Here is a 24,190-nt window from a genome sequence, read left to right on the forward strand (position 1 = left end):
ACTCACTATTTAGTGGATTAAATCAAATTCTATTAAAAATGAAAATAATAAAACAACTTAAATTTAGTCAAAAATTAGCAGTATTATTCATTGTTATCGCAAGTATAATTACCATAGGTCGCATATTAAACCTTATAAATAATGAGAATAAGTTAGTAGAAGATATTGCTGCATTTATATCATTAATTGGGTTTACATTTTATTTATATCCAACTTTTTTCAAAAAATTCAAGAATCATAAATTAAACAAAAACTTATTAATAGCTTTAATATTTTTTTCAACATTACAATTAAACGCTCAAGATTATTCCAAACAAATTGAAGCATTTACAAAGAGTTTTGCTGATAAAAACACTAAAGCTTTAGAGCCTTATATGAGTACTGAATTAAAATTTGGTCAAATTCCAGCAGCAAATACACCTGCAATCATGAGCAATATAGTAACAAACTTACCAAAACTTAATAGCATGTCTATTATTGAAAGTGTACAAGGCAAGGCTAAAGTAAAATATGATTTTGTGGGGCTAGGTATTCGTGAATCTTACCTCTTTTTTGATACCATAGGTAAAATCACTAAAATAGAGTTGGTTGAAAATTTAATTAAACAAGAAGCAGAAGCTCGACGCCAACAACAACAGAGTGTACAACTACCAAATCCAGGAGAGTTAGGAAATAAATATACTCCTGAAGAGGTAGAGTTTAATGCTACAGATGGATTAACTATTAATGGGAATTTATATGAGGTTGACAAAAAAAAACCCATTATATTATTGACTCATCAGGCTGGGTATAATAGAATTGAATATGCAGATATTGCTCCCAAACTAAACAAATTAGGGTACAATTGTCTTGCTATAGATTTACGTTCTGGCGGAAACTTTGGAGGTAAGTCAAATAATACAAATCAGCGTGCTATTGAAAAAGAATTAAAACCTGAAATGATTGATGCGCAGCAAGATATTGCTTCAGCTATTGATTATCTTAATAAAAAGTACAAACAAAAGATAATTTTATGGGGAAGTTCGTTTTCATCTAGTTTAGCGCTCCTTGAAGGCACAAACAACCATAAAGTAAAAGCTATTATTGGTTTTAGTCCAGGTGATTATTTTGGAAATGTTGCACCATCATTAATGTCTGTGTTTTCTAAAATTGAAAAACCATTTTTGGTAACTTCTTCAAAACAAGAAGCAGCAACCTTAGGCGCCTTGATTGGTAAATCTGAATTAAAAACTAATCAACAGCAATTCATTCCAACATCTACTGGTTTTCATGGTTCTCGTGCGCTTTGGACTGGGCAAAAAGGAGCTGAAGAATATTGGGAAGCTGTAACGCAATTCTTAAGTCAACTTAAATAAATTTATGAAGAAAGAAAATACAAAAAATAAATGGTTACTATTTGGGGTCATTTGTATCATTTTAGGAATTTGCTCTTTTAGTAATCATCCTAATTGGGGGAATTGGGTTACTGGATTTGGTGTTGCTATAGTAATCATTTCGTTTTTAAAAAAGTCAAAAAAAGCTGTTGATTAATTCTTAAATAAAGTTTCAAAAATTAAGCATTAAGATTTATTTCTTTTTCTGAGCATTTCTAAATACATTTTTTCTACTTTAGTTCTTGCCCAAGGTGTTCGGCGTAAAAATTTTAAGCTAGATTTTACTGAAGGATCATGAGTAAAACAACGAATATTTATCGTATATCCCATAAATTCCCAACCATAATATGATACTAAGTCTGTAATAATCTGCTCTAGTTTTATTCCGTGTAATGGATTATTAGGTTGTTGATTCAAAATATCTGTTTTTAATTCCTTCTCTTGTTAGAGTCTCTATTGTTACGTTTAGACCGTCGTCTATTCCTATTTTTATTAGAGTTTGTATTTGACCTTAGACTTGAATTACGAGATTGCCTTCTTCCTCCCTGTTTTACAGGTTCTGTAGATGCATTTGGATCGGGTTCAAATCCTTCAATAATCTCTTTTGATAGCTTCAACCCTACTAACTTTTCAATATCTCTCAGGTACTGTGTTTCATCTGCACTCACTAAAGACAGAGCTTCACCACTAGCTCCTGCTCTTCCTGTTCTACCTATTCTATGTACATAATCTTCAGGAATATTTGGCAATTCAAAATTTACTACGTGTGGTAATAAAGGGATATCTATGCCACGTGCTGCTATGTCTGTTGCTACCAAGACACATACAGATCCACTTTTAAAACCAGATAAAGCTTTTGTTCGAGCTCCTTGGCTTTTATTTCCGTGTATTGCTGCTGCTGTAATATTATTTTTAATCATCTTTTTGCAAAGATTATTAGCTCCGTGTTTTGTTCTAGTAAACACCAATACTTGTTTCCAATTACCTTCAGAAATCAATTTAATTATTAAGCCTGCTTTTTTTGCTTTAGCTACACGATACACTTTTTGATTAATTGTATCTACTGTTGAATTTTCTGGTGTAACTTCTACCTGAATGGGGTGATGTAAAATACCATTTGCTAACTTTTTAATCTCTTTTGAAAATGTTGCCGAAAACATTAAGTTTTGTCGCTTAACTGGCATCATTTTTATAATACGTTCAATATCTCTTAAAAAACCCATATCCAGCATTCTATCAGCTTCATCTAAGATTAATATCTCAACTTTTGAAAGTGACACTAATTTTTGGTTGTGCAAATCTATCAATCTTCCTGGTGTAGCTACCAATACATCTACCCCTTGGCGTAAATGAGCAGCTTGTGGTTTTTGATTGACTCCTCCAAAAACAACAGCTGAACGCAATTCTAAAAACTCACTATAATCTTTAACATTTTTATATACTTGTGCTGCCAATTCTCGAGTTGGTGTAAGTACTAAAGCTCGTACAGGTCGATGCCGCAAAGGTGATTTTTGAGACAACAATTGTAATGTTGGTAATGTAAAACCTGCTGTTTTACCTGTACCAGTTTGAGCTGATGCTAATATATCTTTCCCTTCTAAAATTAAAGGAATTGCTTTTTCTTGTATAGGAGATGGCTTTGTATATCCTTGTTTACTAATTGCTTTTAATAAAGTATTAGATAAGCCTAGTGAATTAAATGACATTTAAATGATTTAAAAAATAGCGCATTATGTATGCCATTTTGAAATAGTGTACAAAGATACACCTTATTTATTCGGTATTTTTTTTATTATATTTCGAAAGAAAAATTGATTATCATTTGACAATAAATCTCTAATATTAATATACTCTCATTTAAACATTATGAATAGAAAATTTAAATACTTTGCATTTATAATTGTGCTTTTTAATTTTAATAACCTAATAGCTCAAGATGCTTTAGATTCAAGAATGCTTTCTTTAGATAGAATATACAATTCGAGAGAGTTTAACCAACAAAGAGAAAGAACAATACAATGGATAGAAAACGGAGATGCTTTTATTACAATTGAAAAATCTGTTAATTCTCCCAATGCAGATGAATTAATTTATTATAAAAGTGCCTCTCAAGAGCGAACATCTTTTCTATCAGCAGAATCCTTAAAAGTAAATGGAAAATCTTTACCTATAGAAAGTTTTACACTTTCCTCTGATGAATCAAAAATATTAATTTTCACTAATTCAAGTCGTGTTTGGAGATCAAATACAAAGGGAGATTATTGGGTATATGATTTGACTACTAAAAAATTAAAGCAGTTAGGAAAATCTCTCGAATCGTCATCATTGATGTTTGCAAAATTTTCTTCTAACAACAATTTTGTTTCTTATGTACATAAGTTTAATATTTATAAAGAAGATTTTCAATCTGGAGATATTACACAATTAACTTTTGATGGAAATGGAAAAATAATTAATGGCACATTTGATTGGGTATACGAGGAAGAATTCGGAAAAAGAGATGGGTATAACTTAAGTCCTAATTCTGAACATATCGCTTTTTGGCAATTAGATGCTTCAAAAATTGGTACTTTTTATATGATTAATAATACTGATTCTATTTATTCTAAACCTATTCCTTTACAATACCCTAAAGTTGGCCAAGATCCATCATCAGCCAAAATAGGTGTTATAAATTTATCTAACAAAAAAATAGTTTGGGTTCCATTAGAAGGTGGAGCTAAAGAAAATTATATTCCTGGAATTCAATGGGTAAACGATGATTTATTATTGATTCAACAAATGAATCGTCATCAAAATCAATTAATTGTATGGTCTTATAAGCCTTCGACAAAAGCGCTTACAAAAATTTATACTGAGAAAGAAGATACATGGGTAGATTTAGGGTACCCAGATATATCTGCTAACAATTGGGGGAATAATGATTTACCCCTTGTAGAAAATAAAACTTCTTTTTTACGGATGACAGAGAATGATAAATGGCGACATATTTATAAAATAGAAATTTCAACAGGAATTAAAACACTTATTACACCGTTTGATTATGATGTTGCTTCAATGCGAGTTTCTACTAACAAAAATGTATACTTTATTGCATCTCCAAATAATAGTACACAACGTTATTTATATAGTACTGATTTAAAAGGCAAAGGAAAAGTAAAACGTTTAACACCTGATTCTTTTAAAGGCATTAATGATTATAATATCTCACCTAATGGTATTTACGGTGTACATTCTCATGAAAGCTCGAAGGAAGTTAGAACAGTAAGGTTTATAAGTTTACCAGACCATAAAACATTAAAAAAATTAATTGATAATAAGGCTTATAAAGAAAAACTTACTTCTCTTGAGTTACCTGAAATAAAATTCTCTAAAGTAACTACTGAAGAAGGAATAGAAATTGATGTAAGAATGGTTTTACCTATAAATTTTAATCCTTCCAAAAAATACCCTGTACTATTTCATGTCTATGGTGAGCCTTGGTCTCAAGTAGCTACAGATACTCAAGTGGGTTTATGGAATATAATGATGGCTCAAAAAGGGTATGTTATTATTGATATGGATAATAGAGGGACTCCTTGCTTAAAAGGAAGTGCATGGCGTAAAAGTATTTACAGAAAAATTGGTGTATTAAATACAAGAGATCAAGCTTTAGCTGCTAAAGAAATCCTTAAGTTGGATTACTTAGATAACGAACGCACTGCTGTTTGGGGCTGGAGTGGTGGTGGCTCAATGACCTTAAACCTCATGTTTCAGTTTCCTAAAATCTATAAAACAGGGGTAGCTGTAGCAGCAGTTTCTAACCAATTAATTTATGATAATATTTATCAAGAGCGTTATATGGGATTACCACAAGAAAACAAAGAGGATTTTATAAATGGATCGCCTTTAACATATGCGAAAAACTTACAAGGAAACCTTCTTGTTATACACGGCACAGGAGATGACAATGTACATTATCAAAGTGCAGAATTTTTAATAAATGAATTAATCAGGCAAAATAAACAGTTTCAATTTATGCCATATCCAAATCGTTCTCATGGAATTTATGAAGGAAGAAATACGCGTAGGCATTTATATACCTTATTAACAAACTATATATTAAAAAATACACCTCCAAATTAATTTACTTATATTTAGAGTAATACAAATTATATTTTTCATTAATCTCTAGATTATCAATACAATGGAAGAAAAAAGACACTATGCAGTAATCGATCCTTATAACAGGAAGTTGACCTTAAAGTATAAAGGGAATATATTAGCAGAAACTACCGACGCTTTAATCTTAAAAGAAGTTGGAAAAGGTGTTTATAATCCTGTATTATATTTCCCAAAAGATGCTCTAAAAATGGAATTGGAATTAGAATCTTCACGTCAAAGTCATTGCCCAATTAAAGGCGATGCTACTTATTGGAATATTAAAGATGATTATACTAATAATTATTTTGCTTGGAGTTATGAAGAAGAAGGTGTATTACCTCGTGCTAAAAAAATAAAGGGATATATTGCTTTTAATATGGAATATGTTACACTTATTTCGGAGCCAATTTAAACTAAAAAAACTCTCGATATTGCATTACTCTAAAATCAAACGTGTTAAACTTTGGGTTTTTAGCTTTTAACTGTTTGTACAATGGCATACTTCCTATAGAAACATTTGCTGCACCTGAACCTGAGGTTAGAGATACGGTTTTAACAGTTCGTACATTTTGTACAGACCCCTTCACTTCGTTTGGAATGACAAATTGATGAATCCGTGGTACTTCATTACTGACTAATTCCAGTTTAATATTATAATCTTTTATATGCTTTCTAAAAAAATATTCTGGTCCATTTTTACTATTACCTCCAGTGAATAGCAAAGTATCAACATTAGGGTATTGCTTTAAGTAACCTATAATATCTCTAAGTTTAATATTTTTCATCCCAAGATCGGAAGCATCAATCTTTTCTCGTTCAGCGCTTTCAACAATATCACACACTCCTATTTTATGTTTTATTAAAAATGCTTTTCGTTCTTGTACAGCTTCTTGAGAATTGTCATATCGTAAATTTAGATTATGAATTTTATCAATTTTTAACCATAATGAATTATAACAACTACCATAACAAAAATCAACATCTTTTTCTAATAAATCTCCTGTAGAAAACCGTGGAGGTGGTAGCGTACCCACAATTAATTTAGTAGTATCGTTTTGTATAAAAGGTGGGTATGGGTGTCTATGAAAAAACATTATAGTGTATTTAAAAGTTGTTCGACTTCTATAATTGTCGCTCTATATGTTTGCCTATTTAACTTTGTCATATGTTCAGATTCTGTATAAATTTCTTCCAAAATTTCTTTAGCATCTGCTTGCTTATTTCTACTTATTAAAAATTTGGCAAGAATTAAACGTTCTTGATAAAATGAATAACGTTGATCTATTTTTCGCAATTCGATTTCAGCTTTATCTAATTGTTTTAGTTTTTCAAGTGTTAATCCGTATAAGAATTGAATTTTAGATTTTTGAAACTCTCTCTTATCTTTTATTTTATTTACATAAAAAACAACATTCTTATAATCTTCAATTTCAAAAAATGAAGTTATTAATTGCGTTATCACATAATAATCATCTTGAAAACTTGAAGATAATGTTTCTTTATAATGATGAATTGCTTTTTGATAATCTTTAACACCAAAGAGTGCATCTGCAAAATTCACTCTATTTTGAAATGTATCTGAAAATTGAAGTTGCTTTTCTAAATCACTAACTCTCTTTCCTGGATTAATAATTGTTGTGACCTCCTTTTGTATGCTTTCAACATCCTGCCTATTAAATACCTTTAAAAACAAATAGATAAGGCTTCCTAAAAGAGGTAGAAAAAGAATTAAAAACACCCAGTAATATTCATTTCTGTTTTTATATAAGTGATATATACAAAACACTTGCAATGCAACAATAAAATAATAATACATTCAGTTTTTGTTTAACTACGAAAGTAAGTAAAATAACAATCTTTAAAAAAATCACTATCTTATAACATATTTTTTTAAACTTAAAATATTATGTAATGGGAAAAGGTGATAAAAAAACTAGACGCGGAAAAATTAGTTTAGGTACTTTTGGAGTTAGACGGCCGAGAAAAAAAGCTAAACCTATAATTGTCGAAAAACCTAAAAAGAAAACCACTACTAAAAAAACAGCGGCAAAAAAATAATATTTATAAATTACAATTTATCTTATAAAAACTAAGTCGGTATCGGTAGACATTGTTTCACTAAAACCATAGCCTTCATAATTAAAGTTTTTAATGTCATCAATACTATTTGCATTAGTATCAACAACATATCGTGCCATATAACCTCTTGCTTGCTTTGCAAACGTCATAATCATTTTATATTCTCCATTTTTAAGGTCTTTAAAATGCGCTGTAACTACAGGTACTTTTAACGCTTTAGTATCAATAGCTTTAAAATATTCATTACTCGCTAAGTTTAAAAATAATTCGTTATCATCTAACTCTTCATTTAACTTAGTGGTAATTTTCTTTTTCCAGAATTCGTATAAATTCTTTTTTACTCCTACTGGAAATTTTGTTCCCATTTCTAAACGATACGGTTGGATTAAATCCATAGGTTTTAACAAACCATATAACCCAGAAAGAATTCTAACAGAATTCTGAAGTGTTTCAATTTTATTTTCAGGAATACTATAAGCATCTAAACCACGATATACATCTCCGCTAAACGCATAAACGGCTTGTCTAGCATTATCATTTGTAAATGGCAAAGACCATTCTTGGTTACGAGTATAATTAAGTTGCCCCAATGCATCAGAAATACTCATTAATTTAGATAAACTTCTAGCCGATTTTTTTTTCAGTAATTTATTTAAACGCTCAGATTCGGTTAAAAAAGAAGATTCGGTTATGATTTGTGATGGTAATTCACGTTCGAAATCTAAAGATTTTGCTGGAGATATAACTAATTTCATTGAAAAGGTATTTTTCATTTCCACAAAAGTGGAAATCTATTTTTTAAACATTCAAATTTACAATTAAGCCTTTAGTTTTGAAACCTTAAGCTACACTTATTCATAATAGTCGTATAGGCATATTCAATACTTTCCTAATTATCCATCTAAATGTTTTGTGTACATCTTCCACTTCTCGATACATTGTTTCATATCTTCAGGAAGCTCTTGAGAAAAAGATAACTTATTTCCGGTTTTTGGATGTATAAATCCTAAGGTTTTTGCATGTAATGCTTGTCTTGGTAGCACTTTAAAGCAATTTTCAACAAACTGTTTGTATTTAGTAAATGTTGTTCCTTTTAAAATACGTTCGCCTCCATAGCGTTCATCGTTAAACAATGTATGCCCTATATGTTTCATATGTACACGTATTTGATGTGTACGACCTGTTTCAAGCTTACAGGATACTAAAGTAACGTATCCTAAACGTTCTAAAACTTTATAATGTGTAATTGCTGGCTTCCCTCTTTCATCTGCGTCATCTCCATCAAATACTGTATTTTGCAATCTATTTTTTGGATGACGACCAATATGCCCCTCGACTGTACCTTCATCATTTTCAACGTTACCCCAAACAAGAGCAATATACTCACGTTCACTGCTTTTATCAAAAAATTGCTTTGCCAAATGTGTCATTGCATATTCAGTTTTAGCAACTACTAATAAACCACTGGTGTCTTTATCTATTCGATGTACTAAGCCTGGTCGCTCATCGGAGTTTTTAGGCAAATTTTCGAAATGAAAAGTCAACGCATTAATTAAGGTTCCTGAATAATTACCATGTCCAGGATGTACTACCATCCCTGCAGGTTTATTAACTACAAGTAACTCATCATCTTCATATATAATATCTAAAGGAATATTCTCAGGTGTTAGTAAATACTCATAAGGTGGATGTGAAAATAGCACCTTTATCTCATCAAAAGGTTTTACCTTATAATTAGATTTAACAGGTTCTCCATTTACATAAATACTACCCTCCTTTGCTGCAGCTTGTATTTTAGTTCGGGTAGCATTCTCAATAAAATTCATTAGATATTTATCTATGCGTAATGGTTGCTGCCCTTTTTCAGCTACAAAAGAATGGTGTTCGTAAAGGTCGTTATTATCTTCAGGCAGCGTATTATTATCCATAATAATAAGGGTTATTGGCGTTTCCCGTTTCCGAGAACCAAATCTATTTTAGAAGTTTTCTCTAACATAGTTCCCTCTTTTATAGAACTCCCTTTGTGCTTCATTTGTATCACTTCGTCTTTACCAATATCATTAACATAAGTAATATTTCCTATAGTAAACCCTAGAGCTTCTAAAGTTGGTTTTGCTTGACGAATAGTACGTCTTACAATATTTGGCACTGCTACTTTTTTATATCCAGATGGGTTAAGTGTAAGGTAAATTTTTCGATTTTCTTTTACTAAAGATCCACCATCTGGCTGTTGGTCAATCACAGAATATTTAGGATATTTTGGATTGTAATTTGCTGAATCTTGCACTACCATTTCAAGATCATTATCATTCAATTCAATCTCTACGATATCTAAAGTCTTTCCCTTTAATAAAGGTACTTCAACAAACTCACCATGATTGGTATAAGATTTTAACCAAAACAATACAAGGAAACATAAAACTATAATTGCTACAATTGCGATTGCTAATTGCTTTAAAAATACTTTACTGGTAAGGAATTTAATAATTTGCATCGTCTGGTTGAATATTAAACAAAACTAAACAATTTTCTGATTTTAAACCGTTGTTTAAATGTTGTTTTTAAGCTTAGTTTTTGAGTGATTTTAAATTAGTTATATAATAGTAATTGTTTTTACATCTTATATACGTACAAAAAATATAAAAAGGTCATCTGAGTATTTAATTTTTATGGCGTTCGTTTCTTTTAGATGAAATAAATGATATTTTTACAAAACGATTAATCTCGTTGTTTATTGAGTTTTAAAATCACTTCAGTTTAAATGAAAAAAAACATCGCCATTATTATGGGTGGATATTCTAGCGAATATGAGATTTCCTTAAAAAGCGGAAATATAGTTTACGACACATTAGATAAGAAAAAATACAACGCATATCGCATTCATATTTTTAAAGACAAATGGGTATATGTTGATGCTAATAATGGAGAATTCCCTGTAAATAAAGATAATTTCTCCGTACGAGTAGCAAATCAAGTTATTCGCTTTGATTGTGTGTTTAATGCAATCCATGGATCGCCTGGTGAAGATGGTTATATGCAAGGGTATTTTGAATTATTAAATATCCCACATACCTCATGTGGAATGTATCAAGCTGCATTAACATTTAATAAACGTGATTGCTTAAGTGTCTTAAAGCCTTATTGTATTAAAACTGCTGACTCTTATTATTTAAATCTTGGAGATGTTTTAGATGAAGATACTATTATCGCTAAAGTTGGCTTGCCTTGTTTTGTAAAGGCAAATAAAGCAGGAAGTAGTTTTGGTATAACTAAAGTATATAAAAAAGAAGATTTAAAAAGAGCAGTTAAAACTGCTTTTGATGAAGATGATGAAGTTATTATCGAATCTTTTTTGGATGGCACTGAAGTTTCTGTTGGTGTAATCACATACAAAGGAAAAACTAAAGTATTACCAATTACTGAGATTGTAAGTGAAAATGATTTTTTCGATTATAAAGCTAAATATTTAGGCGAATCACAAGAAATCACTCCTGCTAGAATTTCTGATGAAATGGCAAAAAAAGTAACTGTTGTAGCAAAGCAGGTATATGAAATTTTAAAGATGAAAGGCTTTAGCAGAAGTGAATTTATTTTTAAAGATGGAGAGCCTCATTTATTAGAAGTAAATACAGTACCTGGATTAACTAAAGAAAGTATTTTACCTCAGCAAGCTGCAGCTGCAGGAATATCTTTAGAAGATTTATTTGGTAATGCCATTGAAGAAGCTTTAAAAAGTTAAATTCAAAAAATCTAAGCTCTTACAACAACTAGTAATAATCTTAATTTCAAATTAAAATATTATATTAGTTCTCTAATAAAAATTATCCTAAGCTTACATAAGAGACATATATGAAGAAAGCTATTTTTCCAGGATCTTTTGATCCTTTAACACTAGGTCACTACGATATTATTAAACGTGGTGTAAAGCTTTTTGATGAAGTTACTGTAGCTATAGGAGTAAATGCTTCTAAAAAATATATGTTTACTTTAGAAGAACGTATGGAGTTCATTAGGCAAGCATTTGTAAACGAACCAAAAGTAAAAGTCACTTCTTACAAAGGTTTAACAGTTGATTATTGCAAGGAAATTGGTATAAAATTTATTTTACGTGGGCTCCGTAATCCTGCAGATTTTGAATTCGAAAAAGCAATAGCTCACACAAATAGAGATTTAGCACCTATAGAAACCGTTTTTTTACTTACTGCAGCAAAAACATCATATATTGCTTCATCTATTGTTCGTGATGTAATTAGAAATAATGGCGATTACACTAAACTTGTTCCTAAAAGTGTGCGTATTAAACAATCTTAAATTTTCTAAACCTATTAATATTATATGGAAACTTCCAAATTTCACCAATTGTGCAAAGCATACGATAATGCACAAACTAATTTTGAAAATTACAAAACCGATTGTCATACGTTTTCAATTGAGTTCGTAAAAGAGATCAAAACATATTACGAAGTGCCCGATAGTCAGTTTTCGTTATACCGTATTGATCCTCAACAAGGGTTTGATTTAGTACAATCTGCACTCATACATGCCATTCGTTTAGAACAAGATCATTTTTGGCATTTCGGAATTGGACTTACTGTTTGTAAAGCTCCAGAAACTTTACCAGAAGAGTTAATTTTAGCTCATTTAATGTTTAGAAAAAATAGTAATGGTAACTTCTCTGTGAAATCTGCACATATGAAAAAAGAGTTTGAAGTCATAAAAGGAGATTCTAAATCTTATACTCCGTTTCTTGATGCTTTGTTTGAAAGTATTATAACTTCTTATAACAATCAACTACAACAGTTTTTAAAAGCAAAAACAACACGTAAGTTAGGGTTTCAGAGGTAATATTATTCTTTCACTAATTTTTTTGTTATTCTACCTCTATCGCCAGTAATAATTAAAAGGTAATTACCTGTGTTTAATGATGAAACATCCAATAGCGTTTCCCTATTTAAGTTTTTAATATCATATGTTTGAATTAAACGTCCCGTAATATCATAAATATCTACTTTCTCTAATATTAAATTCTGTTCATTACGAAGTATTATTTCATCTTGTACTGGATTAGGATAAAACAATAATCTGTTGTTAAGCACATTATCGCCTATACTTAACGTTGTATTAAACTCATAAGCACCTCCATCTACTCTATTTAAACCCCCTATTTGTACGATGCGTTGTGCGCCTGTAATATCTATAGGAAGTCGTTCTGTTGTGTCTCCATCATTGTCTATGTCAAAGGTGTCTAGCGGTAATTCCAAATTGGCTCCTCCATCTATAAGTGGGCTGTTTTCTGCAGGAAACAAACCGTCATCAAGGGTGCCAAATACATCATCAGGACCATCAGGGTCGTTACTATTAATAAAAGGATCACTAGTTAAGGTAGTAAAGCCTGTGCCTTCAAAATTTTGAGCAAAATTGTTTCTTCCTGTTATAGCACTAGTACTTGAAACAAAAATTTCATCATTGCCATTCGGATCTCCCCAAAAAACATTATTATTAAATTCATGGTCAAAGTTACCACCTACTACGAAATTGCTATTATCATTAATACCATTTGCAAAAAAAGTAGAGTTAGTTATTGTACTTGTAAAAGAACCAGTACCTCCATTACCCGTACCACCAACAGCTATCGTACTAAAAGCGCCGCTTAAAAAAACAGTGCGATTTTCTATAAACACGTTATTTATAATATTATATGGTTGATTAAAATGAAATATAGCTCCAGCTATTTCGTCAGCGATATTATTATAAAAAATATTATTGATATAGGTTGTAAGACGTGCACTTGATGGTGATGATCCTAAATCTGAACCAAATACCGCTCCACCCCAAAACGCAGTATTTCCAATAAATACATTCCCAATCATAGTTGGATTACCACCATCCTGAATACGTATAGCTCCTCCGGTTGCATCCTCATCTATAGCAGAAATAGGACTTGCGCTATTGTTTAAAAACATGCAGTTTTTTACGATGAAGGTCTCACTAGCGCTGGTGGATATTGCACCTCCAGATCTAGCATCATTATCTTCAAACAATACATTGGTAACAGTAGTTCCAGATGCTAATGTTAAAAATGAAGTACTCATTGCTCCACCACTTGCTAAAGTCCTGTTACCTCTAAATATAGAATTCTCAACAACATTATCACCATTGGCACCTAAAATACCCAAACCACCAGCTGTAGAATCTGCTTGGTTTTGAGTAAAAACGGCATTGCTCACTGTAAAACGAATATCTAATAACGCTTCGTAAAATAAGCCACCACCTAGATCTCGACATGAATTACCAAAAAAAATCATATCGCTAACATTAGGTGAAGAACGTTGATGATACATACCGCCACCACTATCACGACGAAAACTTTGACTACTGTATGTAAGGTCTCCACTTCCTGATGCATTACCACCTTGTACAGTAAAGCCATTTATAGTAGTTGCATCAGTAAGATTAGCTGTAATAAGAACATGAAACGGATTTTCAGCATTACCAGTGATGTTTAGACTCTCACCAAGACCTGTAACCACATCATCTGTATTAAAATCGCCACTTAAAATACTAGGATTACTTAAATCTTGTGTATTGGTAGCTGGGTTAAAACTCCCTAATAAAGTAATATTTCGATTAAAATGAAATGCTCTATCTCTTGATTCAGTAACATTCCCGTCAGGGGATTCTGTAGGGAAATAAGTGCCAGAAGCCACGCGTATTTCATCACCTACTACTGCAGCATCTAATGCTGGTTGTAGGTTTCTTGTTGCTGTGGCCCACGAAGTTCCATCTCCAGAATCGTCAGGTTGGGAAGCATCTACAAAATAGGTAGTTTGGCTAAACGAAAGGTTTACAGCAACCATTATAATAACTACTGTAAATAGAATGTGTAATTTTCTTTTCATATTATAATTTTTTAAATGTGTGCTTTTAACTCTTTTCTTATAATAACCTAAGTAGACAACGAGTAATAGCTAGATTAAAATAGTTTTAGGAAAAATTGATAAAACCTATCTATTTATTAGGTTGTGGCGTCATCCTTAGATATGGTTTTATCTCAGTATGACCTTTAGGGAATAATTCGGGAATCTGATCATTAGCTACAGAAGGCACAATAACGCAATCGTCTCCGTTATTCCAATTAGCAGGTGTCGCTACTTTTTGGTATGCTGTAAGTTGCAGAGAATCTATGACGCGTAGCAATTCATCAAAATTACGCCCTGTTGATGCTGGATAGGTTAACGTGAGTTTTACTTTTTTATCATTTCCTATTACAAAAACTGAACGCACAGTTAAATTGTTATCAGCATTTGGATGAATCATATCATATAAGGTCGATACTTTTTTATCCTCGTCAGCAATAATGGGAAAGTTTACTGTGGTCTTTTGGGTTTCATTAATATCTTTAATCCAGCCATGGTGTGAATCAATGTCATCTACACTAAGTGCTACTACTTTTACATTACGCTGCGCAAAAGCATCTTTATATTTGGCAACTGTACCTAATTCTGTAGTACATACTGGTGTATAATCTGCTGGGTGCGAAAATAAAACGCCCCAACCTTCGCCAAGCCATTCGTGAAAATTAATTTCTCCTTCTGTTGAATTTGCTGTAAAATTTGGTGCTTCATCACCTAATCGAATTGTTTTCATATACTCTTTATTTATATTTATTGAATAGATTTATTATCCTTATTGTTTTTAATGAAACAAATGTAGGATACTGTGCTATGTCAACAAATACGTAGAATGACACAATATTACGTAGGGTACGTATATGAGAAGTTATAAAGAGTCTACAATAATTTTATGCTCATTAGCCCATTTAGCAATGATATTGGCATCTTGTTGTAGACCTAATTTAGAAATAATATTGCTACGATGTTTTTCTACGGTTCGAGTAGCCATTGATAGCTGAACACTTATTTCTTGAGAAGATTTTCCTTTTGAAACTAACCGGACGACGACACGTTCTGTAGGTGTGAGTAATTTTATTTTTTTAAATTCCTGCTCTACAGATTTAATAATAGTTTCAGAAAATGACGTGCTAATATAAATATGGTCTTCCAATACCTGACTAATACAATTATTTATCTCAGGAATACCATCTTCTTTTAGTAAGTAACCATTAACACCAATAGAAATAGCTTGTAGTAAATACCCTTTACTTTTATGGTAGGTCATCGTAATAAACTTTGTATTTGGGCATGATTCTCTAGCTTTTTTAATAACCTCAAAAGCATTCAACAAAGGCATTTCAATATCCAATAATGCAATTTTAGGTCGTTTTTCTACTAATTGGGTCAATGCTTTTGCTCCGTCTTCTACACTTGCCAAAATAGTATATCCCTCTTTTTGAAGTAGCTTTAACGTTCCATTGCGCATTATAGGATGATCGTCTGCTAAAATTATTGTAATGTTTTCTTTAAGCATGATGTTTTAATTCAACGGGGTTAATCTAATAATCGTTTTTGTTCCTTTATTTTTATGCGATTCTATTTTACAAGTCGCATTAATAATAGAACAACGTTCATATATAGATTGCATTCCTAGGCTTTTTCCTTTTTTTAGAACTGTTTCAACTTCGAAACCTACGCCATTATCTTCTAATTCAACACGAATTTCTGTAGCTGTTTTTGAAACAGTAAAAAAAGCATTCTTTGCTCTTGAGTGTTTTACCACATTACTTAACAACTCTTGAATAGTGCGGTATAAATATAAAGCTTGTTGACTATTAACCTCTTGATCTACATTTTCTGTTTTTATACTAAATATAATATCTGTATGTGTCTTTACTTCTTCCAATAATTCTTCTAAAGCGGTAGTAAATCCCAATTTTTCTATAGTTGACGGATGTAATGTTCTTGAAATAGCACGTAAACTCTCTAAGGTCTGAGAAGCTAGTTCTTGCAGTTCTTGATCATCTTTACTTTTTACTTCGCGAGTTAAATACATTAATTTTTGCCCTACGCTATCGTGTAAATCCAAAGCTATTTTTGCTTTTTCATCTTCTTGTGCTTTTACCAGGTTTTTAGAAAAATCGGCTTGTAATCGTTGTTTTCTTACAGCAAAATTCCTAGAACGCAATAAGAATACAAACCCAAAAACTGAAAATAATACCAATCCGCCAATCAGTATCCATTGATTTTTTATTTTATTTTTTTCATTCAGTAAAGCAATATCAGTTTGTTGTTTCTCAATCTGTAAATCACGCTTTTCTGTTTCATATAGCGTTTGATAATAGGCTAGTGATTTGATATTTTGAGCATTTACTATAGAATCTTTAAGTGTGGTAGATGCTACCAAATGTTCATAAGCCTTTTCTTTTTTATCTAATTTTAAATAGGTTTTATTTAAAAACTGATGCGCCCAAACGGTTTCTTCAAATCTTTTTTGTTTTTGGAAAATTTTTAAATGAGCTTTACCAGCTTCTAGTGCTTTTTGGTAAGCACCTTTACTATATAAAAGCTGTTTTTTTGCGTTTAGATAAGAAATCTCTTTTAAAAAATAATCATCACTCACATTTAGAGCTTCTGCTTCATTAAAATACATTTCAGCTTTTGCTCTATTCCCTAAATCTATATGTGTAACTGCCAAATCACACAACAATACATATCGAGTGCTTATGTCTTTTATTTTTGAGTTTTCAAGTAAAGCTGCTTCAATACTTTCTAAACGAAGTTGATGCTTTTTTTGTTTTCTATAATCTATACTGGCATTACTATATAAGCTTACCAAATGCGGGTAATCTTCAGTTTCTTCAGATAGAAATACCGCTTCTTTCCGTTCTTGTGCTGCCTCAGTAAAGAAAGAGTTTCGACTGTAAAGATTTGCTAATGTATTTTTAGCCGAAACAATGTTAAACGTGTCTTTTACTTCTTGAAAACGCTTTGCTGCTTCTTTTAAACTTTGGGATGCATCTGCAAAAAGCCCTAATTTTTCCTCAGCATAACCTCTATATAAATTTACAAAACCAATTAAAGAAATGTTCTGAGATGCTAAAGCGTGTTTTTTGGCTATATTATAAACTGAGATTGACTTTTCAATTTCTCCCAAAAAATAATGACTATCAGCAACATTAAGATATACACGTCCTATAGATCTTTCATCGGTTAATTTATCTAAATAAGGTTGGAAATCAGTAAAAAGTTTTAACCCTTCTTGTGGCTTTTCTAAAATACTATTTTGATGATAAATAAAACTTGCCGTATGCCATCCTGCTAAATTAAACGAATCTACAGCTATAGCATGTTCTATTGTCGCTTTTACAATAGAATCGTATTTGAGTTCGGGTTTATATTTTACTAAATTGGTAAGGCTGTCTAAAAGTTTAAGTTTTTCAGCTTTTTCAGAGTTCTCAATCGCTTTTTTTAAAGTCTTTAGTCTTTTAGGTTTAGCATCTTGTGTATATCCGTTCCAAATGCAAAAACACAATCCTAAGCAAATTACAAGTTTTATATACCTATTCTTTAAAATGGTTTTGGTCATCTAAATATTCTACTTTAAAACAATTTTAGTACTCTCTATAGTTTCAAAGATAAAATAATAATGCTGATCATATTCATTTAGAATAAGTTAGCATATAATAAATTGATTTTCAATCTATTTCATTTGTCTGACATCAAAATTACTATAGTAAATTCTTTATCACAAACCAGGCATACATATCAATACAGTTTAGGCAGTCCCTGCTTTTTAACCAATTTTTTATCACATTAACTTGATTGCTTATAATATTTACAAAATAATTAGTTGAGTTTAAATTTGAAACATTAAGGTTAATTTTCTATGTCTATTCGTGTAATTAAACGCCTACGATGTATTTTATAAATCACTTTAATGCTTTTGCCATCACATGATAACGAGGGTCATCAATACTTTCTTCAATGACATTAGCTAATTTAGGAGAAGCTTTTACCATTAAAACTTGGCAATCTTCACTAAGGTGTTTTATATGTAATTCTTTACCGGCTGTTTCATATTTTTCAACCAAATTAAATAGCGCTTCTAATGCTGAATGATCACTTACACGAGATTCCATAAAATCAATTTCCACCTTTTCTGGATCATTTTTTACATCAAACTTACTATTAAATGCTTGAATACTGCCAAAAAATAAAGGGCCCCAAATTTCATAGACTTTAGTCCCGTCTTCTTTAATATACTTTCGAGCACGAATACGTTTTGCATTCTCCCAAGAGAATACCAGTGCACTAATAATCACCCCAGAAATTACGGCAATAGCTAAATCAAAAACAACAGTAAGAGCAGACACAGCTACTAATACAATTACATCTGTAAATGGGATTTTATTAAGTATTCTAAAGCTACTCCAAGCAAAAGTTCCAACTACGACCATAAACATCACTCCTACTAATGCAGCAATAGGTACTTGCTCAATTAAACCAGAAGCAAATAAAATAAATGCTAACAACGCTAAAGCTGCTACAATACCAGATAATCGGGTACGACCACCTCCTTTAATGTTAATAATAGACTGTCCGATCATTGCACAACCTCCCATACCTCCAAACAATCCAGTAATAATATTTGCGCCTCCTTGTGCCATACATTCTCGATTAGAATTCCCTCTGGTTTCGGTAAGCTCATCAATTAAATTAAGAGTCATTAAAGATTCGATCAATCCAATTGCTGCTAAGATTATTGCATAAGGTCCTATAAATATTAAAGTTTCCAAATTCAATGGAATTTTATTAAAGATGTCAAATTGAAATTGCGGCAAACCTCCTTTAAGCCCTTCTCCCCCTCCATCACGGATAAAACTCCCTACGGTAGCTACATCTATATTACTGAAAATCACGATTCCTGAAACTACTAATATTGCTACTAAGGCATCTGGTACTTTTTTAGTAAGCTTTGGTAATCCAAACATAATTCCCATTGTTAAACCTATCAATCCAAGCATTGTCCAAAGTTCTGCACCTTGCATCCAAACTTTTTCACCGTTATCTAAAACTTTAAATAGGTTTAACTGAGATAAAAATATCACAATTGCCAAACCATTAACAAAGCCCATCATTACGGGATGAGGAATCAATCTCACAAATTTTCCAAGTTTAAAAACACCTGCAAGCATTTGTATACCTCCCATTAAAATTACAGTTGCAAATAAATAATATAGACCTAAGCCTTCACCAAGAGCATTTCCTTCTGATACCAGGTTCACCATCACTACAGCTAGAGCTCCAGTCGCACCACTAATCATACCTGGACGTCCACCAAAAATTGAAGTAATTAAGCCAATCATAAAAGCAGCATACAACCCTACTAAAGGGTCTACACCAGCCACAAACGCAAAAGCTACAGCTTCAGGCACCAAAGCCAAAGCTACAGTTAATCCACTTAAAATGTCATTTTTAGCATTTGCTGCACGTTTTCTAATAAACTCAGTCATAATGATTTGTTTTAAGAAGCCGCAAAAATACAGTTATTCTAAAGACAAGCAAGTTCATATTATTATAAATTCATTAAGTTTGAAAGAAATTAAATTTAGCTTATACTTTTATGAAAAATATATTCCTTTTCGGTTTATTATTTATCGTTTCTTGTTCCTCTAAAGATACCACAAACGATATTGATTTCACAACTGTTTTTGAAACTTCTAATGGATTAGAAACCGCCACATACGAACAAACTATTACCTATTATAATAACTTGGCTAAAACTTATTCAGAGATACAAATACAAGCTATTGGTGAAACAGATTCTGGTAACCCATTACATATAGTCATTCTAAATCCTCATAGAGAATTTGATTTTGAAACTATAAGGAAGAACAAACGTATTCTTTTAATTAATAATGGTATACATGCAGGAGAGTCTGATGGTATTGATGCTACGATGATGCTTTATCGAGATATTGCACAGGGTAAGATAGAAGCTCCTAAAAATACGGTTTTAGTAACAATTCCTATTTATAATATTGGAGGAAGTCTGAATCGAAATTCTACTAGTCGTACTAATCAAAACGGACCTGTTTCCTATGGGTTTAGAGGAAATGCAAAGAACTATGATCTTAATCGTGATTTTATAAAAGCAGATACTAAAAATGCACGTACGTTTGCAAAAATATTTCATTTAGTACAACCTGATGTATTTATAGACAATCATGTAAGTAACGGTGCAGATTATCAATATGCTCTCACTCATTTATTCACACAACACAATAAGTTAGGAGGGCAATTAGGAGATTTTATAAATACAACGATTCATCCAGAGTTAGAGCAAAAATTAGAAGCAAAAGATTGGGATATCACACCTTACGTTAATGTATTTAATACAACTCCAGAAACTGGGTTTTCTCAATTTATGGACTATCCACGTTATTCTACTGGCTATGCTACACTATTTAATACTTTAGGAATGATGGTAGAAACACATATGTTAAAACCTTATAAACAACGTGTAGAAGGCACTTATGAGTTAATGAAAAGCATGATAGAGATTACTGAAGAACAATCTGAAATCATTGCAAAATTGCGAAAAACACCTTGGAAAGCTTATGCAGAAAAAGGCATTTATCCTCTAGATTGGGAAATTGATACTACAAAAAGTACAACTTTTGATTTCAAAGGTTTTGAAGGAAATAGAATCCCAAGTGAAATCACTGGGCAGCAGCGTCTAAAATTTGATCGCAATAAGCCTTTTACTAAGCCAGTAAAATATCAAAATCATTTTATATCTAATAAAGAAATATCTATCCCTAAAGGATATATTATTCCTCAAGGCTGGCATAATGTAATTGATTTATTAAAGCTTAATCAGGTAGATATGACTGTCTTAGAAACTGATACCATACTCATTGTTGAATCTTATAAAATAGATACGTATCAAACCAGAAGAGCACCTTATGAAGGCCATTATCAACATTTTAATACTACCGTAGAAAAAAAGGAAAAAGAAGCTTCTTTTAAGGCTGGAGATTATCTTATTATGACAGATCAATATGCGTTTCGTTATCTTATAGAAACTTTAGAACCTTCAGCACCAGATTCTTTTTTTAATTGGAATTTTTTTGATACTATTTTACAACAAAAAGAAGGATTTTCTCCTTATGTTTGGGAAGATAAAGCTAAAGAGTTACTCGATAATAATGCAGCCTTAAAACAAGAATTTGAAACAAAGAAATCATCAGATGCAGTTTTTTCAAACAATTGGTACGCACAACTCGATTGGTTACATAAACATAGTGACAATTACGAAAAAGCACATTTACAATATCCTATTTATCGTATTAGATAATTTTGTGATATTTTTATAAGGTATAAAATTAATTATGGGATTAGATTCAGTTGAGCTATTAATGTCAGTGGAAGATAAATTTGGAATTCAAATTCCTGATGCTGAAGCAGAAAATATTGCAACTGTTCAACAAATGGCTAATAGTGTATTTGAAAAAATAAAATTAAAACCAAATAAAAAATGTCTTTCTCAAATAGTTTTTTACAGAATAAGAAGAGCCTTTGAGAAATTTGATAGTTCTAAAAATGATATTACACTTGACACAAGGATGTGTGATTTATTAAGTGTTTCAAACCTAAAGAAAGACTGGGTTACTTTAGGTGTTAGAATTGGATTAAAAATACCTGACTTGGTAGATTTAGATTTCGATAAAACATTAAACAAGGAAGTCAAATTTCTCGGTTTTAAAATGTATGATAGAACTGAACCTATCGCCGAAAATACATTAAAGAAATTCACTCATTGGGTTATTTCTATGAATCAAGATGAATTGATAAATATTGAAAATATTTCAAGTAAGTATGAGATTGAGAGAATAATTTGTGGAATGATTGAAGATAAGATAGGTGTTCCAATAAGTGAGATAGAAATGCATCATTCTTTCACTTCAGATTTAGGGATTGATTAATGATTAATCCAAGTATTATTTTTAATAGATTTAATTTAGAAAATGATTAAAAATAACCATATAAACTATATTGAATTTAAAGCAACAGATCTTGAGAAAATAAAAGCATTTTATAATCAGGTCTTTGGTTGGGTGTTTACAGATTATGGCCCAACGTATTGTTCCTTCTCAGAAAGTGGTCTTGACGGTGGTTTTGAAAAAACAGATGATGTTATAACTAATGGGGCACTTGTTGTTTTATATCATGAAAATCTCATTCAAATAAAAAATAAAATTATAGAAGCTGGTGGATCTATTTCAGTAGATATCTTTTCTTTTCCAGGTGGTAAAAGATTTCATTTTACCGATCCTTCAGGTAATGAACTTGCGGTTTGGTCTGACCAGTAATTTTTTCAAATTTCTATATTATAAATTCTTATAATATTAGTATTTATAAATATTGAATATTCCTTTTTTATGTATCTTCGATTTCTCAAAATTTAAATTAAAAAGGTATCGTTTATCATACCTATATTACATCAAAAAAATGGATATAAAAATCACAAAAACAAAGCAATCAAAATTAAACGATATTGATTTTAATAACATTCCTTTTGGTCAATATACTTCTGATCATATGTTTGTAATGGACTATGCAGATGGACAATGGAGTGATTTTAGAATTGTACCTTATCAAGGGTTTACTATAGAGCCACAATCCAAGGCGTTACAGTATTGTCAATGTATTTTTGAAGGAATGAAAGCAACAATGGGTAATGATGGCATTCCAAAATTATTGCGCCCTGAATTAAATATTGAACGTTTTAACTTATCGGCAGAACGTATGTGTATGCCTACTATCCCTGATGAGCTGTTTTTACAGGCTTTAAAAGCAATTGTAGCAACAGATATTAATTGGATTCCTTCGGCAGAAGGAAGTGCTTTGTACGTACGTCCAACCATGTTTGCTACAGAGAATACTCTATCTGTAATTCCTTCTAGCACTTATACATTTTGCATATACACTGCTCCAGCACAGCCTTATTTCTCAAAACCAGTGAAATTAGTAACTGAACAAAAATATATACGTGCAGTTCCTGGAGGTACTGGAGAGGCTAAAACTGGTGGTAATTATGCAGGATCATTACTCGCTAGTGAACAGGCTAAGCTAAAAGGGTTTGACCAAATTATTTGGTTAGAAGGTCCAGATTTTAAGAAGATACAAGAAGTGGGTATGATGAATTTATTCTTTGTAATTAACGATACTGTTATCACTCCAAAACTTACTGGAGCTGTTTTAAAAGGAACTACACAAAGGTATTTTATCGATATCCTTAATGACAAGAAGATAAAATTAGAAGTTCGTGATATTTTTATGGATGAAATTGTTGATGCCTATAAAAATGGGAATTTAAAGGAAGCTTTTGGATCTGGTACGGCGGCAGTAGTTTCTCATATCTCTGAAATCACACATAACAACACGCATATGATATTTCCTAATGCCGGAAAAGAAGGTATAGGCAACATGCTATACAATGAAATAAGTGGATTACGATCCGGGAGAATTGAAGACACACGTAATTGGTTAACTTCTGTAGAAATATAAATACCTCTACACATGCTAATATGGTAAGTGTTCTAATTGTATTGTTTAAACAATCATTATAATTATCTTAAAATATATACCTACAATATCTCATATACAGAATATTATAAGTACATATTTTTGATT

General features: G+C 31.3%; 23 protein-coding genes. 11 read left to right on the top strand and 12 right to left on the bottom strand.

What is annotated here, in order from left to right:
- Positions 1-38 precede the first annotated feature (38 nt).
- Positions 39-1,355, top strand: a complete 1,317-nt coding sequence (locus tag D1817_13450; protein ID AXT20843.1) for a hypothetical protein — start codon at positions 39-41, stop codon at positions 1,353-1,355.
- A 204-nt stretch (positions 1,356-1,559) separates the two neighbouring features.
- Here the strand turns inward: D1817_13450 and D1817_13455 are convergent, their stop codons facing one another.
- Both D1817_13455 and D1817_13460 read right to left on the bottom strand, forming a co-directional pair.
- Complete coding sequence (locus tag D1817_13455; GenBank protein ID AXT20844.1) at positions 1,560-1,790, bottom strand: DUF2132 domain-containing protein; 231 nt, start codon at positions 1,788-1,790, stop codon at positions 1,560-1,562.
- An 11-nt stretch (positions 1,791-1,801) separates the two neighbouring features.
- Positions 1,802-3,079 carry an ATP-dependent RNA helicase RhlE gene (locus tag D1817_13460; GenBank protein AXT20845.1) on the bottom strand — a complete coding sequence of 426 codons (1,278 nt, stop codon included), beginning with the start codon at positions 3,077-3,079 and terminating at the stop codon, positions 1,802-1,804.
- A gap of 160 nt (positions 3,080-3,239) precedes the next feature.
- Here D1817_13460 and D1817_13465 point away from each other — a divergent pair, with 160 nt between their 5' ends.
- Positions 3,240-5,498, top strand: coding sequence for a S9 family peptidase (locus tag D1817_13465; protein AXT20846.1), 2,259 nt, complete (start codon positions 3,240-3,242; stop codon positions 5,496-5,498).
- A gap of 61 nt (positions 5,499-5,559) precedes the next feature.
- The gene (locus tag D1817_13470; GenBank protein ID AXT20847.1) at positions 5,560-5,928 is read left to right on the top strand and encodes a DUF427 domain-containing protein; all 369 of its coding nucleotides are present in this window, start codon (positions 5,560-5,562) and stop codon (positions 5,926-5,928) included.
- 1 nt (position 5,929) lies between these two features.
- Here D1817_13470 and D1817_13475 read toward each other — a convergent pair whose 3' ends face one another.
- Both D1817_13475 and D1817_13480 read right to left on the bottom strand, forming a co-directional pair.
- The gene (locus D1817_13475) at positions 5,930-6,610 is read right to left on the bottom strand and encodes a uracil-DNA glycosylase family protein (GenBank protein ID AXT20848.1); all 681 of its coding nucleotides are present in this window, start codon (positions 6,608-6,610) and stop codon (positions 5,930-5,932) included.
- A complete protein-coding gene (locus tag D1817_13480; GenBank protein ID AXT20849.1) occupies positions 6,610-7,332 on the bottom strand; it encodes a hypothetical protein in 723 nt (240 codons plus the stop codon). The genes D1817_13475 and D1817_13480 overlap by 1 nt, the downstream gene beginning before the upstream one ends.
- Positions 7,333-7,427: 95 nt before the next feature.
- Here D1817_13480 and D1817_13485 point away from each other — a divergent pair, with 95 nt between their 5' ends.
- Positions 7,428-7,574: a 30S ribosomal protein THX gene (locus tag D1817_13485; protein ID AXT20850.1), complete on the top strand. Its 147-nt coding sequence runs from the start codon at positions 7,428-7,430 to the stop codon at positions 7,572-7,574.
- 17 nt (positions 7,575-7,591) lie between these two features.
- On the opposite strand, the gene yaaA is transcribed toward D1817_13485, so the two are convergent.
- From yaaA to D1817_13500, 3 genes are all read right to left on the bottom strand, one after another.
- Entirely contained in the window at positions 7,592-8,350 is a 759-nt protein-coding gene (gene yaaA, locus D1817_13490; protein ID AXT20851.1) for a peroxide stress protein YaaA, read from the bottom strand.
- A gap of 138 nt (positions 8,351-8,488) precedes the next feature.
- Entirely contained in the window at positions 8,489-9,523 is a 1,035-nt protein-coding gene (locus D1817_13495) for an RluA family pseudouridine synthase (protein ID AXT20852.1), read from the bottom strand.
- Positions 9,524-9,534: 11 nt separating this feature from the next.
- Entirely contained in the window at positions 9,535-10,089 is a 555-nt protein-coding gene (locus D1817_13500) for a PASTA domain-containing protein (GenBank protein ID AXT20853.1), read from the bottom strand.
- Positions 10,090-10,356: 267 nt separating this feature from the next.
- Here D1817_13500 and D1817_13505 point away from each other — a divergent pair, with 267 nt between their 5' ends.
- From D1817_13505 to D1817_13515, 3 genes are all read left to right on the top strand, one after another.
- Positions 10,357-11,334 (top strand): D-alanine--D-alanine ligase, encoded by a 978-nt coding sequence (locus D1817_13505; protein AXT20854.1) that lies wholly within the window; start codon positions 10,357-10,359, stop codon positions 11,332-11,334.
- Between the two features lie 110 nt (positions 11,335-11,444).
- The gene (locus D1817_13510) at positions 11,445-11,906 is read left to right on the top strand and encodes a pantetheine-phosphate adenylyltransferase (GenBank protein AXT20855.1); all 462 of its coding nucleotides are present in this window, start codon (positions 11,445-11,447) and stop codon (positions 11,904-11,906) included.
- A gap of 24 nt (positions 11,907-11,930) precedes the next feature.
- A complete protein-coding gene (locus D1817_13515) occupies positions 11,931-12,440 on the top strand; it encodes a hypothetical protein (protein AXT20856.1) in 510 nt (169 codons plus the stop codon).
- Positions 12,441-12,442: 2 nt separating this feature from the next.
- On the opposite strand, the gene D1817_13520 is transcribed toward D1817_13515, so the two are convergent.
- The 5 genes from D1817_13520 to D1817_13540 all read right to left on the bottom strand — a co-directional run bounded on the left by D1817_13520 (position 12,443) and on the right by D1817_13540 (position 20,004).
- Positions 12,443-14,494 carry a T9SS C-terminal target domain-containing protein gene (locus tag D1817_13520; protein AXT20857.1) on the bottom strand — a complete coding sequence of 684 codons (2,052 nt, stop codon included), beginning with the start codon at positions 14,492-14,494 and terminating at the stop codon, positions 12,443-12,445.
- A 109-nt stretch (positions 14,495-14,603) separates the two neighbouring features.
- Positions 14,604-15,242 carry a peroxiredoxin gene (locus D1817_13525; protein AXT20858.1) on the bottom strand — a complete coding sequence of 213 codons (639 nt, stop codon included), beginning with the start codon at positions 15,240-15,242 and terminating at the stop codon, positions 14,604-14,606.
- A gap of 132 nt (positions 15,243-15,374) precedes the next feature.
- Positions 15,375-16,022, bottom strand: a complete 648-nt coding sequence (locus tag D1817_13530; protein AXT20859.1) for a DNA-binding response regulator — start codon at positions 16,020-16,022, stop codon at positions 15,375-15,377.
- A 6-nt stretch (positions 16,023-16,028) separates the two neighbouring features.
- The gene (locus D1817_13535) at positions 16,029-18,077 is read right to left on the bottom strand and encodes a hypothetical protein (protein AXT20860.1); all 2,049 of its coding nucleotides are present in this window, start codon (positions 18,075-18,077) and stop codon (positions 16,029-16,031) included.
- Between the two features lie 343 nt (positions 18,078-18,420).
- On the bottom strand, positions 18,421-20,004 hold the full coding sequence (locus D1817_13540; protein AXT20861.1) for a SulP family inorganic anion transporter: 1,584 nt from the start codon (positions 20,002-20,004) through the stop codon (positions 18,421-18,423).
- A gap of 110 nt (positions 20,005-20,114) precedes the next feature.
- Here D1817_13540 and D1817_13545 point away from each other — a divergent pair, with 110 nt between their 5' ends.
- The 4 genes from D1817_13545 to D1817_13560 all read left to right on the top strand — a co-directional run bounded on the left by D1817_13545 (position 20,115) and on the right by D1817_13560 (position 24,064).
- Positions 20,115-21,851 (top strand): hypothetical protein, encoded by a 1,737-nt coding sequence (locus D1817_13545; protein ID AXT20862.1) that lies wholly within the window; start codon positions 20,115-20,117, stop codon positions 21,849-21,851.
- 34 nt (positions 21,852-21,885) lie between these two features.
- A complete protein-coding gene (locus D1817_13550; GenBank protein AXT20863.1) occupies positions 21,886-22,479 on the top strand; it encodes a phosphopantetheine-binding protein in 594 nt (197 codons plus the stop codon).
- A gap of 42 nt (positions 22,480-22,521) precedes the next feature.
- Positions 22,522-22,866, top strand: a complete 345-nt coding sequence (locus D1817_13555; protein AXT20864.1) for a VOC family protein — start codon at positions 22,522-22,524, stop codon at positions 22,864-22,866.
- Between the two features lie 139 nt (positions 22,867-23,005).
- A complete protein-coding gene (locus tag D1817_13560; GenBank protein AXT20865.1) occupies positions 23,006-24,064 on the top strand; it encodes a branched-chain amino acid aminotransferase in 1,059 nt (352 codons plus the stop codon).
- Positions 24,065-24,190 lie beyond the last annotated feature (126 nt).

The sequence above is a fragment of the Flavobacteriaceae bacterium genome, from assembly GCA_003443635.1.
Taxonomy (GTDB): domain Bacteria; phylum Bacteroidota; class Bacteroidia; order Flavobacteriales; family Flavobacteriaceae; genus AU392.